Source organism: Streptomyces sp. NPDC045021, from assembly GCF_056432645.1.
This window is the reverse complement of sequence record NZ_JBWKIQ010000015.1, coordinates 106,553-121,170: the sequence shown is the minus strand read 5'-3', so window position 1 is coordinate 121,170 and position 14,618 is coordinate 106,553. Positions and strand designations below refer to the sequence as shown.

At 69.6% G+C, this 14,618-nt stretch carries 13 protein-coding genes; 6 read left to right on the top strand and 7 right to left on the bottom strand.

The features are described from left to right. Positions 1-3: 3 nt before the first annotated feature. Positions 4-441 carry a DUF7144 family membrane protein gene (locus AC07DC_RS34680; RefSeq protein ID WP_478918479.1) on the bottom strand — a complete coding sequence of 146 codons (438 nt, stop codon included), beginning with the start codon at positions 439-441 and terminating at the stop codon, positions 4-6. 315 nt (positions 442-756) lie between these two features. Between AC07DC_RS34680 and AC07DC_RS34675 the strand changes: the two genes are divergently transcribed. Next, positions 757-1,401 carry a GAP family protein gene (locus AC07DC_RS34675; RefSeq protein ID WP_478918478.1) on the top strand — a complete coding sequence of 215 codons (645 nt, stop codon included), beginning with the start codon at positions 757-759 and terminating at the stop codon, positions 1,399-1,401. Positions 1,402-1,907: 506 nt separating this feature from the next. Next, positions 1,908-2,624 carry an AfsR/SARP family transcriptional regulator gene (locus tag AC07DC_RS34670; RefSeq protein ID WP_478918477.1) on the top strand — a complete coding sequence of 239 codons (717 nt, stop codon included), beginning with the start codon at positions 1,908-1,910 and terminating at the stop codon, positions 2,622-2,624. Positions 2,625-2,823: 199 nt separating this feature from the next. Here AC07DC_RS34670 and AC07DC_RS34665 read toward each other — a convergent pair whose 3' ends face one another. The 4 genes from AC07DC_RS34665 to AC07DC_RS34650 form a co-directional block, all read right to left on the bottom strand. Then, on the bottom strand, positions 2,824-3,552 hold the full coding sequence (locus tag AC07DC_RS34665; protein WP_478918476.1) for an SDR family NAD(P)-dependent oxidoreductase: 729 nt from the start codon (positions 3,550-3,552) through the stop codon (positions 2,824-2,826). 199 nt (positions 3,553-3,751) lie between these two features. Next, positions 3,752-4,984, bottom strand: a complete 1,233-nt coding sequence (locus tag AC07DC_RS34660) for a class I adenylate-forming enzyme family protein (RefSeq protein ID WP_478918475.1) — start codon at positions 4,982-4,984, stop codon at positions 3,752-3,754. A 144-nt stretch (positions 4,985-5,128) separates the two neighbouring features. Then, on the bottom strand, positions 5,129-5,956 hold the full coding sequence (locus tag AC07DC_RS34655; protein WP_478918474.1) for an MGMT family protein: 828 nt from the start codon (positions 5,954-5,956) through the stop codon (positions 5,129-5,131). Continuing rightward, positions 5,953-6,540: an RNA polymerase sigma factor gene (locus AC07DC_RS34650; RefSeq protein WP_478918473.1), complete on the bottom strand. Its 588-nt coding sequence runs from the start codon at positions 6,538-6,540 to the stop codon at positions 5,953-5,955. The genes AC07DC_RS34655 and AC07DC_RS34650 overlap by 4 nt, the downstream gene beginning before the upstream one ends. Positions 6,541-6,783: 243 nt before the next feature. On the opposite strand from AC07DC_RS34650, the gene AC07DC_RS34645 reads away from it, so the two are divergent. Then, on the top strand, positions 6,784-7,869 hold the full coding sequence (locus tag AC07DC_RS34645) for a class I SAM-dependent methyltransferase (protein ID WP_478918472.1): 1,086 nt from the start codon (positions 6,784-6,786) through the stop codon (positions 7,867-7,869). 199 nt (positions 7,870-8,068) lie between these two features. Continuing rightward, on the top strand, positions 8,069-8,728 hold the full coding sequence (locus AC07DC_RS34640; protein ID WP_478918471.1) for a cupin domain-containing protein: 660 nt from the start codon (positions 8,069-8,071) through the stop codon (positions 8,726-8,728). Positions 8,729-8,801: 73 nt separating this feature from the next. Here AC07DC_RS34640 and AC07DC_RS34635 read toward each other — a convergent pair whose 3' ends face one another. Beyond that, positions 8,802-10,259 (bottom strand): MFS transporter, encoded by a 1,458-nt coding sequence (locus AC07DC_RS34635; protein ID WP_478918470.1) that lies wholly within the window; start codon positions 10,257-10,259, stop codon positions 8,802-8,804. A 206-nt stretch (positions 10,260-10,465) separates the two neighbouring features. Between AC07DC_RS34635 and AC07DC_RS34630 the strand changes: the two genes are divergently transcribed. Continuing rightward, positions 10,466-10,915 (top strand): GlcG/HbpS family heme-binding protein, encoded by a 450-nt coding sequence (locus AC07DC_RS34630; protein ID WP_478918469.1) that lies wholly within the window; start codon positions 10,466-10,468, stop codon positions 10,913-10,915. 41 nt (positions 10,916-10,956) lie between these two features. Here AC07DC_RS34630 and AC07DC_RS34625 read toward each other — a convergent pair whose 3' ends face one another. Further along, a complete protein-coding gene (locus AC07DC_RS34625; protein WP_478918468.1) occupies positions 10,957-12,618 on the bottom strand; it encodes an FAD-dependent monooxygenase in 1,662 nt (553 codons plus the stop codon). Between the two features lie 354 nt (positions 12,619-12,972). Here AC07DC_RS34625 and AC07DC_RS34620 point away from each other — a divergent pair, with 354 nt between their 5' ends. Then, positions 12,973-14,430 carry an MFS transporter gene (locus AC07DC_RS34620; protein ID WP_478918467.1) on the top strand — a complete coding sequence of 486 codons (1,458 nt, stop codon included), beginning with the start codon at positions 12,973-12,975 and terminating at the stop codon, positions 14,428-14,430. Positions 14,431-14,618: the final 188 nt, after the last annotated feature.

Here is a 14,618-nt window from a genome sequence, read left to right as displayed (position 1 = left end):
GGTTCAGGTCCGGCCGGCCTCCAAATGCGGTCCGGCGCACAGTGCCCAGATGATGACGATGTCGATGGCGATGAGCACGATGCCCCAGAGGGGGTAGTACGGCAGCCACATGAAGTTGGCGATCGCGCCCAGTCCCGCGAGCACGACACCGACCGCGCGCGCCCACACGGCCCCGCTGAACAGGGCGCAGCCGGCCAGCACGACCACGATGCCGAGGATGAGGTGGATCCATCCCCAACTGGTCAGGTTGAACCGGAACGCGTAGTTGCGCGTGGCGACGAACAGGTCGTCCTTGGCGATGGCGGAGATCCCCTCGAAGATGGCCATGGCCCCGCCGAAGATCATCAGAACGGCGGCGAGTGTTGTCCAACCCGACCGGAACATGTGCCGCGAACCCTGGCTCACGTCGCTTGCGCGCGGCCCGGTTGCGTTACTGGCCATATCGGCCTCCTTGGATCGCGAAGCCACGCGCTCGACCGGAACCGGCCGAATGGCAGCCTCTTTTCCAGCCTGCCACGGCAGCCCATGGTCGGCACGTCGGCCGATGCGCTGACCATGGGCTGGGCCAGCCGGAAGATGCTGTCGCGAGTGGGGCTGATCCATGATGGTCTGAGTGCTCGTCTGCCTGAGTGCCCGCCCGTGGGCCCGGCAGCACCTGCCCCGCATCAGTCCCTGCGATTGGAGGGCACACGTGAAGCCGGACACTGGTGAGGTCTCGACACGGCATTGCGCCCTGGCCGCACGTAGGGCGCAGTGATGGTTGCCGACCTGCTTATCATCGGTACGGCCATCACGCTGGGGCCCCTGCACAACACCGCGTTCATCCTGCTGCTGTCCGCGGCCGGAGGCGTGCGCAAGGGGCTGGCGTTCATCCTGGCGTGGCTGGGCTGTCTCGTGTTGCTGATCGCTGCCGTGGTCCTGGTGACCGGCGGCAAACCCCCGGCGCACGGCAGTGCTCCGTCCACCGCGGCGCTGGCGGTCAAGATGGCGTTGGGCGTCGGAATGGTCCTCTACGGGGAGCGCAAGCGGCGCCGGGGCAGACGACCCCGCCGGTCCCCCAAATGGCTGACGGCACTGGACCATGTCTCCGTATGGACTGCGGCCGGGTTCGGCATCCTCCTGCAGCCCTGGGCCATGGTTGCCGCGGGCGGCGCCGTGGTGGTGCAGGCGCACCTGTCGTCCGTCGAGTCGTATCTGGCCCTGATGGGCTACTGCCTGCTGGCTACTTCGACCTTGCTGGCGATGGAGCTGTACGCCACCTTCAGACCTGCTTCCGCCGAGGCTGAACTCGGCAGGTTGCGCAGCTGGATCGAGGGTCACCAGGACCAGGCGGTCGTGTCCATCTCGCTGGCGCTGGGTCTGTGGCTGGTCGGGAACAGCATCTACCAACTCGTCGGGTGAGCCGACCGATACAGCTCGCGTTGATCGACCTCATGACCCGCCGCCTCACCGGCGAAGCCGTATCCGGCCACGGCTGCCGGAACGTGCCGGCGGAGGCCTGAAGAGCCTGCCGACCGTAGGGAGTCGGCCGGGTTGGTGTGCGCTTTCCGGACCCGGGTAGAGGTAACCCAGCCACACGGAAGTTGTCGGGATTTCGGACGGCGGCGGGTTCTTCGCCAACGTGAGCGCAACGTCGTAACACCGCTGAACGCCCGACGGTTGCATGGCGGAGGTAAAGACTTGGGTAAATAGTAGCGATCGTTTCTGGCGCCGCAAGGTTTGATTCAGTCGTATCTTGACAGAGGGCGTGGTCGGGGTACCGTAATTGAGTTGCTACTGCACGCGCGGTCGCTCGGTGTGCCTCATTATTTCTCATGTTTCTACAGGAACAGTCAGCCTGAAGGAATTGTGAAGTGTTGATGAATATAGGAGTGTTAGGTCCTCTGCACGTCTCTATCGATGACACGGTGAATCAGGTGGAGCTGGCGCCGAAGCCGCGTACCGTGCTCGCCGTCCTGCTGGCCAACGCCGGCCGGGTCGTCCCCGTCTCGTCCCTGGTGCGCGAGGTCTGGGAAGACGATCCACCCGTGAGCGCGCTGCGCAATATCCAGACCTACGTCTTCCAGTCGCGCAAGGTGCTCCAGCGATTCACCGGCCTGTCGGCGCGAGCGGTGGCACGTGAGCTGCTGATGACCAGGCCGGGCGGATACGTGTTCAGCGACAGATCCGCGCGGTTCGACTACGGCGCCTACCGGAGCCTGGTCACCGACGGCCGCGGGGTGATCCGGCAGGGGGACGACGCGGAGGGGCTTACCATCCTCAGCCGCGCGCTCGACATCTGGCGCGGCCCCGCTTTCGTGGACGTGGCGACGGGGGTCGCGCTGGAGGCGCAGCGGCGTGAACTGGAGGAGTCGAAACTCGGCGTGATCGAGGATCTTTCAGTCGTCAAGATCAGGATGGGGATGTACCACGAGGCAATCGCCGATCTCGCCGTTCCGGTTTTCGAGCATCCGCTTCACGAAGGGCTGCATTGCCAGTACATGCGTGCCCTCAGCATGTCGGGGGACCGGGTCCGTGCGCTCGACGTCTTTGGCAGGTTGCGCCTGAATCTCGTCTCGGATCTCGGAATCGAACCGGGCCCTCCGGTTCAGGAATTGCAGTACAGCATTCTCAACTCCGGCTAGATCCGTGCTGGATGAGGGCGTCATGAGGATTCGACGGTAATCCGGTGAGGACACGGCGAGAATTTGGAATCCGGAACGCGGAGTGCGACGGCAACCGGAATCCGGGCCGGAGTGAGGCGGTGAGAGCCTTCGAACTCTCCGCGACGGTCGTCAGGCGGAGACGGTCGTCAGGCGAACAGGGCCGTTTCACACAGGCCGTTCACACGGCGCCGTATCCGCCGTCGACCGGGAGAATGGCGCCCGTGGTGTAGGCCGCCAGCGGTTCGGCGAAGTTGGCGATCCACCAGGCGACCTCCTCGGCGCTCCCCAGCCGGGCCAGCGGGAGCAGTTCCTGCAATCGGTGGATGGTGGTCACGGCCCGGTCGTCCAGCGCGTTGTTCTCCAGGATCGGTGTGTCGACGGGTCCGGGCGCCACGGACACCACCCGGATCCCGCGGTCCGCGAGTTCGCCCGCCCACGTCCGGGTGAAGAAGTCGAGGCCGGCCTTGGCCGCGCCGTACAGCGACAGCTCCGGCCATCCACGCTGCCCGAAGGACGCGCTGACGTTGACGACGGTCCCGCACGACCGGGTCAGCGGCGCCATCGCGGCCTGGGTGATCAGCAGCGGGGCGCGCAGGTTGACGGCCATGAAGCGGTCGAAGTCGTCGGCGGAGACCGTGCCCAGGGGTGTCCGTCGCAGGCTTCCCGCGCCGTGCACCAGGACATCGATACCGCCGAAGGTCTCCAGCGCGGCCTCGGTGATGGCCGTGGGCGACGCATTTCCCGTGACGTCGGCGCTCAGCGGCACGATGGAGGACCTGTCCCTGGCCGTCGCGACCAGCTTCTCCCGGCTCCGGCCGACGGCCAGGACGTTGGCGCCGCGGTCGGCGAAGGCGTGTGCGGTCGCCCGCCCGATGCCGCTGCCGGCTCCGGTGACGACCGCTGTCATCCCAGTCAGGGTGCGGGTCAACGCGACGTCTCCTAGTGAGAGGTGAACGAATCCTGCTACCTGGAAGAACACTTCCCACGCCATTCGGTTGCATCGCCCGCCGCCTCGGCCGGCCCGCCGGGACACGGTGCCGCCGACTCCTCATGCGCCAGCCGGTCGACTGTCAACGGTTCAGCCGCCTGCCGGTCAGGCGCGTCGGTCAGCCGGCGGGTGCCCCGCTGCGGGTGAGCGAGCGGGACGCCGTCCGGTCCGAGAGCAGGACGTGGTCGATGCCGCGCGTCAGCTGGTGCCGGTCGGCCGGCGGATCGATGCGGTCCATGATGCGCAGCGCACCGCTGGACGGATCGCGGACCGCCCGGTCCCGGGTGCAGAACCAGCCGGGTCCGTCCGGATCGCCGTCGGGCAGGAACCGGGCGGGCGCCTCCTCCGGCCCCAGGTACGGCGTGCCGGCCATCCGGACCTGGAGCTCACCGTCGACAATCCTGATCCGCACCCCAGGGGCCACCATGCCCACTGACCCCGGGGCGAACCAGCCGGTGGGGTCGGCGGCGACGATGCCGGTCTCCGTCGTGCCGTACGCCTGGCCGATGCGCACCCCGAAGCGTTCGGCGAACCGGGCGTGGACCCGTCCGTCCAGCCGGTCGCCACCGGAGACGGCATGCCGCAGCGCGGGCAGCCGCACCGAGTGTTCCCCCCGCACCATCGCGGCGAAGTGGTCCGGCCGGCCCAGCACGGTGTCCACGCCGGTCCTGATCGCGGTCCGCAGCAGCGCGGGCCGCGAGACCCGCGTCGGGAAGACGCTGACTGCCCCGGCGTCCATGTTGTGGAGGATGCCGCCAACGAGGTTGAAGGAGTGGGCGACGGGGCCCAGCAGCATGACGTTCGAACCCGCGCCCGGCATGCCGTCCATCCGTCGGAAGGCGTCGAGTTCGGCGAGCAGCGACTGCGGTGTGCGGGCGACGGCCTTGGCGAAGCCGGTGCTGCCGGAAGTGAAGTGGATGAGGCAGTGGTCGGTCACCACCCGCTGTCCGCCGCGCAGTTTGCGGACGAGGAGCTCGCACTCGTCGTGGAAGGTCCGGTACCGGGGGCCGCCGCCGCCGAAGGCGACGTGGAACTGCGGCCGGCAGTGGTCCAGCAGCCGTTCCAGCTCCCTGCCGCGGATCTCCGGTCCCATGAGCAGTACCTGGGCGCCCTGCGACCACAGCGCGAGGACGGACCACAGCTGGGTGAAGCTCTGCGCGCCCTGGAGCACCGCGGTGGCTCCGGGCCGCACACCGTACGCCTCGAAAAGCCGCCGCAGTGAGGTGACCTGAGTGCGCAGCCGCTCGTAGGTCACCTCGGAGCCGGCCCGCGCCCACACCGCGTCGGCGGGATGACGGGCCAGCAGTTCGGAGCCCCACCAGCGGGGCTCGTCGTCGAGTTCGTCGCGCATGTCGGATGTCCCTTCCCGGTGCGTCGTGCCGGACGGTGGGCGACCGATCGCCGCACAGAACGGAACACCGGCGGACCGGGAAGGGTTGCACCCCGCTCGGACGTCGGACTGGACGGCCCTGAGGACCGTCGTGCCGGACAGCCCTCACACGGTGACCGGGCGGCAGCTGCGGCAGGCACGGTAACCGGCGCCCCGGGCCTCGTCGGCGGTGCGGAAGGGCCGCTGGTGGGGAGGGGTGATCCGGCGGGCGTGGGCACAAGTCGGATGGCAGTAGATGTAGGTGGTGTCGCTGCCGAGGAGGAGGCCGCCGCGCCGGGACAGCTCCGCCAGCCGCAGCATGTCGATCCCCTCCGCGGATCGCAGCGCCCGGCCGGTGGCCGCGGTGTACGCGCCGTCGCACGGGGTGCCGTCCTCATAGGTGACCCGGTGGCAGGGGATCAGCAGCGTCAGCGGGTTCCGCGCCAGGGTCCTGGCGACAAAGCCGTTGACCTCCGCCATATCCGCCACGTCCGCCTCCCGCGCGATCCAGCCGACCGGCCGCAACTGGCCCTTCGGCACGGTCCTGACGGCCTCCAGCACGGCGCGCTCATGGGCGTCGAAGCCGGTGAGGTCGACGGGCAGCGACTTGGCGCGTCCGGTCCGCAGGGCGGGGCGCAGCCCGGGGAAGGGCATGGTGGAGCGGATGGCGGTGCGTCCGGTCCGCTGCCAGTGGGTCTCCTCGAACATCTCGGGGCTGACCACCATCGACTCCAGTACGGAGCCGGTGACCGCGGTCGGGCTGTACGCCGCGTACAGGCCGCCCGCGTCGGTGTCGAGCAGGATGTAGGCGTCGTACCGCTCGTGGGAGATCCCGACGTGCCGCAGGATGCGCAGCGCCAGATCCACCGGACCGGGAGACGTGAGACCGGCCAGGGCGCCCTCCAGGGAGTAGTGGTCCCGGGGCGCGGGGCCCGCGTTGTCGTTCTGACTCACTTCAGCACCTCCCTCAGGGGTGGGTCGCCTGCCTCCAGCAACTCCCGCAGATTACCGACCCCGCGGGAGACCTGCGCCTTGACGGTGCCCACCGGGCATCCCTGGGACTCGGCGATCTCCCCGTAACTCATCCCGACGATGTGCCGCAGGACTACCGCGATCCGGGACTTCTCGGGGAGTTCGGTCAGCGCCGAGACCAGGCGGCCCCTGTCGTCGGCGGTGGAGGCCCGTTCCTCCGGCCCGGGGCTCTCGTCGGCCCAGGACTCGGCGGAGTTCTCGACGGGGGCCGGGGACACCGGGTGGCGGACGTTGGTACGGATCTGGTTGCGCCAGACGTTGGCCGCGATGGTCATCAGCCAGGCGCGGCAACGTAAGTCCCGCCGGCGCGCCGGGGAGTAGTCCTTCAGGGCCGTGTAGGCGCGCAGGAAGGTGTCCTGTCCCAGGTCCTCCGCTTCGACGGCGGACCCGGTGACCCGGAACAGGAACGTGTGAACCGTCCTGGCGTGGAGACGTACCAGCTCCGTGAAGCCGTCGTCGAGGTCCACTGCCAGGCGCTCCGTCAGGTGTTCGGCCGTTTCGTCCATCACCGTTCAGAACACCGGCTGGGCGGGGAGGGTTGCGCGGTCCCCGCCGCCGCACGACGTGCCGTCATCCTCATCCCTCCCCGCCGTGTGCTCCGGAGCACCGTCACGCGGTGTTCCCGGTTCGGCCGCAAGTTCCGGAGTGCCCGGCCGTGGCCCGGCTCCTACGTTTGTCACCACACGACGCTTGCCCCGAACGATGCCGGACAGGCCAGGGAAACCGGACAGGCCAACGAAGGAGACGTGATGAGCTCGCAGGACGCCGTACTCACCAAGTTCCGTGAATACACCCTGGGCCCGCTCAGGTTCATGAACCTGCTCAGCTGTTTCGAACTGGGAATCGTCGATTCGCTCAAGGAGGACACGAGCGGCGGGCTGACCGCAGGTCAGATAGCCGGAAAGGCCGGCGTGACCCCCGCCGCCGCCGAGCAGCTGCTGCACCTGATGGTGAAGGAGGACTTCGTCTCCTTCGACGAGACCGCGTCCACATACACACTGGACGGTCTGCGGGACCTGACGGACGAGGACCTCGCGCGGGTCATCCCGTGGATGAACATGGTCAAGGAGGTCTGCCTGCGACAGCTCTACCACCTGTCCGACAGCGTCAGGACCGGTACGGTCGTCGGCCTCAAGGAGCTCTTCGACTTCGACGGCAACTTCTACGAGGCGAGCACCCGGCACCCCGAGCTCCAGGCGTCCTGGGGCGCGATGATGGACCAGGTCACCGACTTCATCGACCCGTGGTTCTACGACCAGCTGGACGTCGGCAAGGACACGAAGATCCTGGACCTGGCCGGCAACACCGGTCTCGGCGCGATCCTCGCCTACCGCCACAAGGGCGCCAAGGGCGCCGAGAACCTCCAGGTGACGTGCTTCGACTTCCCGGCGAAAGAGGCCGAGGCCCGGGAGAACTTCCGCAAGCACGGTGTCGAGGAGCACTGCTCGTTCATCGGCGGTGACGTGTTCCAGGGCCTCCCCAAGGGCTTCGACACCATCATGATCAAGCACTTCCTGGACATGTTCGACAAGGAGAACGTCTACCGCATCTTCCAGAGTGCCCATGACGCGCTGGAGGTCGGCGGACAGGTCTACGTCCTGGTGCCCATCTACCCCGAGGACGTGAAGGTCTCGAACTCGGTGGACTTCTTCCCTGCGTACATGCTCGGCTGCACCATGGCCCAGGGCGGACCGCAGAAGATCTCCACGTACGAGCAGTGGATGGAATCCTGCGGCTTCAAGGTCACCAAGGCCATCTCGCAGGACATCAGCACCATGCCGCCCGACGTGATCCCCGTCCACGGGATCATCTGCGGCACCAAGATGCCCTCCTGAATTCCCCTCGGTCCGGTGGGTGCGGGCGAAATTTGGGGCAGGGCGCGGGGCGCGGCCCCGGCGGTGGTTCCGGCGGTTCCCCCGCCGCCGGGACCGGCCGCCGGAGCCGCAGGTTTTGTAGAAGCGCAGGTACGTGAGAGGACAGGGGAACACCCGGCCGGTGTTCCCGCGGCGCAGAAGTGCAGCAAGGAGAGGGAAGATGGCCGTCAGTGCCGGTGAGGTCTACTACAACCCCCCGTGCCGTCAGAAGATCGTCGTCCGTACGGCCGCCGCCGACACCGGCGGCGTCCGGTCGGTGCTGGACCTGTACGTCGCCCCCGGCGGCTTCGCCGCCGACTACCACCTCCACCCGGCGAGCGAGGAGCGGTTCACGCTCGTCCGCGGCCGGCTCCGGGTCAGCATGGCCGACCGGGACGTGATCCTGGACGGGACCGGGCAGTCGGTGGCGGTCCCGCCGGGCACGTCGCACCGCTTCTACAGCGCGAGCGACGACGAGGAGACCCTGGCGATCGTCGAGTTCACCAACCGGGCGGCACGCTTCGAGGTCCTGCTGCTCCGCGAGCTCTTCGGCCTGGCCGAGGAGGGCCAGAGCGACGACCAGGGGAAGCCGAACCTGATGCAGACCTCCCTGACCCTGCGGGAGTTCTCCGACGTGCTGCGGTTCACCGGCCGCCCGTGGCCGCTCCAGCGCGCCCTGTACGGCGCGGTCGCTCCGCTCGCGCGGCTCAGGGGCTACCACGCTTGCTCACCCGTCACGGAGTGGAAGCCCGCGCAGAGGGCGGAACCGGAGGAGCTGCCCCAGGAGGTGGAGCGCCAGGTGATAGCGCGTCAGCTCGAGGGTCTCCAGCCGCGCGTCTGAGAGCGCGCGCAGAGGTACGCCGCTCCGCCACCAGGATCTGGTGGCGGAGCGGCGTACGTCTGGTCGCCGTCGGTCAGCGGCGCAGCGCCGGATCGGAGCGCGGCTCCTCGCTCGGCGCGGGGGCCACGGGCGGCGACGGGCGCAGCGCCCACTGGGCGATCACCGCGGCGACGACGGCGGTGGCCGCCAGCGAGGCGGCGACGAGGGTGAACGCCGAGACCGCATCGGTGCGGCCGGCGTGCGGGGCGATGTCCAGGTAGACCGTGCCGAACACGGCGACGCCGAGCGAACCGCCCACCTGGATGGTGGTGTTGAACAGCCCGCTGACCTCAGCGGCGTACTCGTCGGTGACGGTGCTGGTCAACCCGGTCAGCGTGCCACTGAAGGCCGCGCCGTAGCCCAGGCCGCCGATGCCCAGCAGGGCGATCAGCAGAGCGTCGTTGCCGGCCTGTCCGGCGGCGAGGGTCAGTGCGATACCGGCGAAGGCGGCGCCCAGCACCAGCCGCCCGACCGGAGCGGCGAGCCGCCTCGCGCGCGGACCGGAGCGGCCGAGGAGCGGCCCCGCGATACCGAACGCGGCGACCCAGGACACCAGCGACAGACCGGAGAATCCGGCGCTCCGGCCCAGCCCCTGCTGAAGGTAGAGGGCGAGGACGAAGAGCAGCCCGAAGTAGGTGGCCACCGTGGCGGCCTGCGAGATCAGCGCCAGGGCGACGGGCCGCCGGGTCAGCAGCGAGAGGGTGACCAGCGGGTTGCCGCCGCGTGCGGCCTGGCGGCGCTCCACCCGGACGAACAGGACGAAGGCGGCCACGGAGGCAGCCAGGCTGGCCCAGGTCCACAGCGGCCAGCCGGCCTCCCGGCCCATCACGATCGGCACCACGAGCAGGAGCAGCGCCGCCGACAGGGTCAGCGCGCCGGGGACGTCCAGCCGTTTGCTGCGTTTCGGCGCGACGACGGGCAGGCAGAACCACGCGACCGCGATCAGGGCGATGCCGATCGGCACATTGACAATGAAGGCCGGACGCCAGGCCGTACCGAACAGGTTGGCCGAAACCAGCACCCCGCCCAGCACCTGGCCGAGGACGGCGCTGGTGGAGAGCACCGCCGTGTAGAGACCGAGGGCCCGGGCCCGTTCCCGTCCCTCGAAGTGCAGCTGGATCCCGGTCAGCACCTGCGAGGTGGTCATCGCCGCTCCCGCGCCCTGCACGATCCGTGCCCCGATGAGCACCCCTGCCGACGGGGCGAGGCCGCAGGCGGCGGAGGCGGCGGTGAACACCACGAGGCCGGTCAGGTACACCGTGCGGTATCCGTGCCGGTCGCCCAGCCGCGCGCTGGTGATCAGCAGCATCGCGTAGGTCAGTGTGTAGCCCGAGACGATCAGCTCCAACTGGCCGCTTGAGGCTCCGAGATGAGCCCGGATCGACGGCGTCGCGATATTGACGATCGCGATGTCCACGCTGCCGAGGAACATCCCGCCGAGCAGCGAGACCAGGAGCCAGCCCGAGTGCCGGGTGTGCGGTTGTTTCTCCATGAGGGATCTCCGGTTGGGTTGCCATGGAAGTCAGCCACCAGCGCCACTCCGCCGTTGGAGCGGCACAGCGCCGCTGGTGGGGAAACCCCGCAGGGACGGGGTCCGTTGCAACGGCCGGACCGTCGGCGGTGTTCTTCCCCCGAACGGGAAGGACACCCGGCGGGTGTCCACCGGGACCATCGGACGAACGAAATGGAGACATCGACGTGAGTGATCTCGAAAAGATCGAAACCGCGGTGTTCACCACCCGGAGCATCAGCCTGGCCGGTGCGCAGCGGGTCATCGGCGCGGCGCTGGCTCACGCGGAGGAACTGGACTGCCGGGTCTCGCTCGTGGTGATCGACGCCGGGGGCAACGTGACGGCGATGGCCAGGAGGGACGGTACGGCGAACACGGCCACCACGGTCGCGCTGAACAAGGCCAACACCGCGCTGACCCTGCACACGGCCACCGATGTGTTCGGCAAGGCCATCGAGGAGAACACCATGCTGGTGAGCAGCCTGGGCAGCCAGCCCGGTATCGCGCTGATCGCCGGCGGTCTGCCGATCACCGCGGGCGACGAGGTCATCGGGGCGATCGGCGTCAGCGGATCGCGCGACGGCAAGGACCTGCTCATCGCCCACGCCGGGGCGGACGCGCTGAACCCGGCGGACTGAAACCGGCATAGCCGCGCCGGGCAGGCGGGCGCCCCGTCGGCTCAGCCGGCGCCCGTCACCTGTGCCAGCAGGGCGACGGCGTCGCGCGGGAGGCGGTCGCCGCGCCACGCCAGGTGCTGGTCGGGCCGGACGAGGGCCAGATCGCGGCCGTACAGCTCACGTCCGACGGGTCCGGGGACGTCCAGGACCGTCAGCGGCACACCGCGGTCCGCCGCGGCGGCGCACAGCGCGGCGCCGTCCGGCGGCGACGCCCCGAGGCGCAGCAGCGTGAAGCCGGTCCCGAGCCGGTCGTACAGGGAACTGCCGGCGCCGCGTCCCACGTCCAGCCACAGATGCGGGGCACGGCCGCCCGGGACGCCGCTCGGCGTGTACGTGGTGAGCGAGTCGGGCGGCGGGGTGTCGCCGTCCTCGGCGCGGATCACCGGGGAGCCGTCGTACCGGGCCCCGAGCTGGACCCCGATGGACGCGAACTGCTCGCCGAGGGCGCCGAGCAGGGCGGCGGCCGCCGCCCGCGCGCTCCGCCCCGCCGCCGAATCCTCCTCCAGGGCGGCCGGGCGGTCGACGGCGCCCAGGTTCTGGTTGAGGGCCCGTGCCGCCGCGGTGTTGCGCAGCGCGACCGGACGACGTTCGGCGCTGTAGGAGTCCAGCAGCCGAGGGCCGCCCCAGCCTCGCGTCCCGGCGGCCAGCTTCCACGCCAGGTTCGCGACGTCGTCGATCCCGGTGTTCATCCCGAACCCGCCGGTCGGCGTGAACAGGTGGGCCGCGTCCCCGGCGAGGAACACCCGTCCCGCACCGAAGCTCCCGGCCACCAGCGCCACTCCGGGCGTCCACGCCCGGTGGCCGAGCACCTCCACCGGCAGGTCGGTGCCCGCCGCGGACCGCACGATCCGTACGAGCTGCCCCCAGTCGAAGGCGTCCGGGTCCAGGGAACTGGTGAGCAGACAGAACTCGTCCGCGCCGTCCAGGGAGATGAGGTTGACCACCACATCGGTGTTGATTGCCCAGTAGCTCCACGCGTCCCGCCCGCCGAGCAGGTCCCGCCGCAGGGTGGGCAGCCGCAGATACGCGGCGGTGGCCTTCCGGCCGAGGATGTCCTGGTCGAGCGTGCGTTCCCCGGCGTACTCGATGCCCGCCGAGCGTCGTACGAGGCTGCGTCCGCCGTCGCAGCCGACGACGTAACGCGCCCTGGTCCGGCCGCCGTCGCGGTCCCGGACGGTCACCCCGTCTGCGTCCGGCAGGATCTCGTCGACCCGGACCCCGTACCGCAGGGTGATGTTCGGCCGGGTCCGCGCGTGCCGGACGAGGAACCGCTCGACATACATCTGGTTGGCGCGGTGCAGCGGTTCGGGGACCTGGTCGTCGGCGGGCGCCGAGGCGACGGCCTTCCGCTTCTCCGTACCGGACGGCATCGGCAGCCGGGCCAGCTCGTACCCGCTGTAGCGGGTGAAGTAGACGACGTCCGTCGCCTGGTGCTCCGGCAGCCCCAGGGCGCGGATCGGATCGGCGATGCCCAGCCGCCGGTAGTGCTCCATGGTGCGCGCGTTGTGGGTGTTGCCCCGCGGATGGTCGAAGGAGGCGTCCCCCTCGTCGTACAGCACGCACGCCACGTCCTGGGCGTTCAGTAGGAGGGCGAGGGCCAGACCGACGGGCCCCCCGCCGACGATGACGACGGGGGCTCGTGCGGTGAAGTCCTGTTCCGGCATGCCGACCGTCCTCGAACCGAGTCTGGAAACGCTGACCAGGGCAGGCTACGGATATCCCCGGCCCGGCACGCTCAGGTTGTTGCGGCCGAATCACCACTGCCCCGACTTCGCAGGTCACCGGGGTGCGCCGGAGGCTTCTGGGCGTCCGGAAACCGCTGAACGCCGTGTCCGATTTCCGCCAGCACCGGCCTCGGCGGCGGAGCACAGTAGAGAGGTGATCGCGTCCGGCGTGACCGGATCACGCGGAATCGGGAAGCGCCGTGCAACCGATACGGCGCGGCCGGTGTTCTGTCATCAGCAGCTCGTCAGTCAGGACGTCAAGCAGGAGAGTCAAGCACGAGAAGGGAACTCGTCATGCAGGTGCGGACTACGGCCCGCGCGGACGCTCCGGCGGCCGCGACGGACACAGCGACCCGCGAGGCGGGAACCCGTTGGGCGGGAATCGGACTCGCGCTGATGCTGTGCGCCCAGTTCATGGTCATGCTCGACGCCTCGATCGTGACGGTCGCCATCCCGGACATCCAGCGGGAGCTCAGCTTCTCCCAGGCGGGCGTGCAGGGCGTCATCACCGCGTACAACGTGGCCTTCGGCGGCGCGCTCATCCTGTGCGGACGCATCGGCGACCTGCTGGGCCGGCGCCGGGTCTTCGCGATCGGCATGGTCGGCTTCGCGCTGACCTCACTGATGTGCGGAATGGCGCAGAGCGCGGTGATGCTGGTGGCCGGACGCGCCCTCCAGGGCTTCTCGGCCGCGCTGATCGCGCCGACCGCCCTGGCACTGCTGACCACCTCCGTCCCCGAAGGGCCCCAGCGGGTCAAAGCTATGAGCAAGTTCGGTATCGCGACCGTACTGGGATTCGTCAGCGGACTGGTCCTGAGCGGGATCCTGGTGCGTGAGTGGGGCTGGCAGGGCGTGTTCTACGCGACCGTGCCCGTCGGGATCCTGGTGGCCGCGCTCGCGCCGAAGTTCATCGCCCGCGCCGCCCGGCAGCCGCACCGCATCGACGTGGTGGGCGCAATCCTGATCACGGTCGCTGTCTCTCTGGTGGTCGCGGCGCCCGCGCAGGGCGTGGCGTCCGGATGGACGTCGGCCGCCTTCCTCATTCCCCTTCTGGCCGGTGCCGCACTGCTCGCGGTATTCCTCTGGTACGAGACCCGACACCCTGAGCCGCTGGTCCGACTCGGGCTCTTCCGTTCCCGTTCGCTGCGTGCGGCCAACGTCGTATCGGTATTCTCCGGGGTCAGTTCCGGCTCCGCTTACCTGCTGACGACCATGTATCTCCAGCAGGTGCTGAATTACTCGCCGCTGAAAGCCGGGCTCATTGTCGCGCCGGTCGGGATCCTGAACATCGCCTTCGGGTTCTTCATCGGGCGGCTGATCAACCGCATCGGCCTGCGCGGCTCCATCACAGCCGCGACGGTGCTGTCCGGTCTGCTCATCGCGCTGGTCGCCTCCCAGGTGTCCGCCGAGTCGCACATCGTGCTCTTCGCCGTGGTGCTGCTCCCCATGGGGATGGCGTTCATGGCGACCACCATCACCTCCACCCTCGCCGCCACCTCGGGTGTCGCCAATCATGAGCAGGGGCTCGCGGCGGGTGTGCGCCAGACTTCGTTCCAGCTCGGCATCGCCGTCGGTGTGGCCGTACTGGTTCCCATCGCCTCCAGTCGGGCGCACGGCGCGGGCCCCGGCCACGCGGCCGATCTGGCCGACGGGATCCAGTTGACGCTCTATCTGCTCGGCGCCCTGGTGGTGGCGGCCGGACTCTTCGCCTTCCACGGCTTCCGGCCGGCCAGGGAGAAGACGGCGCGCTGATCCGGCCCCATAAGCCGCAACACGCTGCCCGTGGCAGACGCTCGAATTCCGTTCCGTCGTCGATATTGGTTCAACCATTCCAGCAGAGAGGCGGGGGGGGGGGGGGGGGGGGGGGGGGGGGGGGGGGGGGGGGGGGGGGGGGGGTGTTGTTGTGTTGTGATTAGAGTTGTTGGGGGTTTTTTTTGGTG